Annotated in this window: 4 protein-coding genes; 1 reads left to right on the top strand and 3 read right to left on the bottom strand. The window is 38.5% G+C overall.

All coding sequences use genetic code 11. The features are described 5' to 3' along the window. A partial coding sequence (locus AC1DSB_RS17625) for a carbonic anhydrase (protein ID WP_477587241.1) occupies positions 1 to 317 on the top strand: 317 nt, incomplete at its 5' end. A 73-nt stretch (positions 318 to 390) separates the two neighbouring features. Here the strand turns inward: AC1DSB_RS17625 and AC1DSB_RS17620 are convergent. The 3 genes from AC1DSB_RS17620 to AC1DSB_RS17610 form a co-directional block, all read right to left on the bottom strand. Beyond that, positions 391 to 813 (bottom strand): DUF4395 domain-containing protein, encoded by a 423-nt coding sequence (locus AC1DSB_RS17620; protein WP_477532009.1) that lies wholly within the window; start codon positions 811 to 813, stop codon positions 391 to 393. 181 nt (positions 814 to 994) lie between these two features. Continuing rightward, complete coding sequence (locus tag AC1DSB_RS17615) at positions 995 to 1,540, bottom strand: GNAT family N-acetyltransferase (RefSeq protein WP_016429262.1); 546 nt, start codon at positions 1,538 to 1,540, stop codon at positions 995 to 997. Positions 1,541 to 1,546: 6 nt separating this feature from the next. After that, the coding region (locus tag AC1DSB_RS17610; protein ID WP_477587240.1) for a M3 family oligoendopeptidase at positions 1,547 to 2,705 on the bottom strand (1,159 nt) is incomplete at its 5' end.

Raw genomic sequence — 2,705 nt, 5'->3', positions numbered from 1 at the left:
GTTTACTTGTAGCTGTATATGAATTGAATGCAGAAGAAATTTACATAATTGGTCATTACGACTGCGGGATGAGTGCCATCAAACCGGATGTCATGCTGCAGAAAATGATTGATCGGGGAATTGCTCAAGAAACAATCGATATGCTGAGCTATTCGGGTGTGGAATTGAACGAATGGCTGCGTGGCTTTGAAGATGTGAGCGAAAGTGTCAGACATAGTGTGGATATGGTAAAAAATCATCCCCTAATGGTCAAAGATTTTCCAGTTCACGGTTTGGTCATTGATCCCGCAACAGGCAGACTTACACTTGTGGAATAAGAAACATAAAAAAACTGCACCCCAATTGTTAGTGTGTCTAACAATTGGGGTGCAGTCCATGTTAGGCTCTTTTTTACTGTTCTGCTGATTTTTTGCGTCGATAATTCCATTGTTGGTATTGGAAACGAATGAAGCATCCGATACAAAACCCCATAATAGCTATCAATGCTGCTAATCCCACCATAACAGTTGCAATGTTAAACAAAATACCCCAATTCATAAAGAAACTAATCGTCGCAATTAATAAAAACCCAACGGCCAACCATTGGTTAAATTGTAGCTGGTCATAATCTTCTTGGGCATATTCATTTGCTGGCTTGTTTAAAAATTTCTTAACTATGGCTAAAACAGGATTGAATCCTGTAAATAAACTTAAAAGACATGAAACTAAAGGAATCAATAACATCCACGCGGATTGTGTAATAAGCGAAATGACTACTGATATGACAATTGTCCATTGATTCGCCATCACAAGAGGCTTCGGAATTGTTTTCATATTAAAACCTACCATTCTTATTGGATTTCAGTTTATTATATGATTGGGTTGAAAATATGTAAACATATCAGCCTATAACATCTAATATTTCCCGGGAAATCGACATAAAAAAACTGGTTTCTCAATTGAGAAACCAGCCATTCATCATTTTACGCCATTTCCGCCAAGCGGCCTTGCCTTTTCAATAATCATTTTCTAAAATTGCATAAATGTAATGATCTTCCCATTCACCATTAATGAATAGTAGCTGTCTTAACAAGCCTTCTTTTTGCATTTTTGCTTTTTCTAAGACACGCATTGAACCAACATTACGCGGAGAAACATATGCTTCAATGCGGTGTAACCCTATAACTTCCATTCCATACTTGACCAGAAGTTGAACCGCCTCTGTCGCAACCCCTTTGCCCACATTCAATTCATCTATAGAATAACCAATGAAAGCACTTGAAAAAGGTAGGCGTTTAATACTGTACATAGAAATATGACCAATTAGTTCCCCCGACTGTCTATCATAAATGCCGAAGCTGAATTCGCGTTGGTTCTTCATATGGTGAAGTGATTCTAGAATCTTTTCTCTTTGTACTGCTACGGTAAAGTATGAATCCTGATGCCTTGGTTCATAAATTGACCAATAATGTCGATTCTTAAATACTAGATTGGTGAGATCTGAAGCATCATTTTCATCTAATGTTCGTAAAAAACAAGTTTGTCCGTCCAGTAAAATCATTGAAAATCACCCTTTAGATGAAGTTAACGACAGAAACTCTTCCACATCTTTAATACATAGTGCTATGCCTTTTTCCCAGAACGCATGTTGAGTGATATCTTCTCCTAAATGCTTCATTGCTAAATCTTCAACAGACATGATTGCCGTATCTTGAAGTAGGGAGATATACTTTTCTTCGAAACTGCAGCCTTCTTCAATTGCTTTCGCATAAATGCTTAAGCTGAATAAATAACCGAATGTGTAAGGGAAATTATAGAATGGTACATGTGTGATATAGAAATGCAGTTTTGATGCCCAGAAATGCGGATGAACTTCACCTAATCCATCTCCAAATGCTTCACGTTGCGCTTCTTCCATCAATGTATTTAAGCGTGCAGCAGAAACAATTCCTTTTTTACGCTCCTCATAAAAACGAGTTTCAAATAAAAATCGTGCATGAATGTTCATGAAGAATGCGACACTTCGTTGAATCTTATCTTCAAGCAATGCCAATTTTTCATCAGCTGTTGATGCTTCTTTTACTGCTGCATCAGCTACAATCATTTCAGCAAATGTAGAAGCTGTTTCTGCAACTCCCATTGCATATTGACGATTCATCCAATGTACAGGACGAAGTGCATATGAATGGAAAGCATGACCAAGTTCATGTGCCAATGTTGCAACGTTGGACATCGTTCCACTATATGTCATAAAAATACGGGACTGCTGTGATAGAGGCATCCCAGTACAGAAACCACCTGGTCGTTTATTAGGGCGGTCTTCTGCCTCAATCCATTCATCTTCAAATGCCTGTCGTGAGAATTTCTCAAGCTCCGGACCGAATTTGCCGAAGTGTTTTAAAATGAACTCTGCACCTTCCTGGTATGACACTTTCTGAGTAGATTCAGTTACTGGCGCGTCTAAATCGTACCAATGCATGGCATCTGCTCCTACCAGCTCAGCCTTACGCTTTAAATATTCTACAAATGGAGCTTTATGCGCGCTGATTGCGCCCCACATAGCATCCAATGTTTGCTGTTTCATTCGATTTATTTGCAATGGTTCTTTTAATATTGAATCCCAGCCACGTTTTTTGTAAACGGCCAAGCGGAATCCAGCCATATGGTTCAATGTTTTAGCAAAGAACTCTTCTTTATCTGTCCATGCTTGTTCTAATGCTTCAAAC

The organism is Paenisporosarcina sp. P4_E4_2 (genome assembly GCF_056401595.1).
This window is presented reverse-complemented; position numbering and strand designations above follow the sequence as displayed.

Excerpts from the sequence above, each read along its gene's own strand:
- AC1DSB_RS17615 (WP_016429262.1), bottom strand. The coding sequence starts at position 1,540 with ATGATTTTACTGGACGGACAAACTTGTTTTTTACGAACATTAGATGAA.
- AC1DSB_RS17620 (WP_477532009.1), bottom strand. The coding sequence starts at position 813 with ATGAAAACAATTCCGAAGCCTCTTGTGATGGCGAATCAATGGACAATT.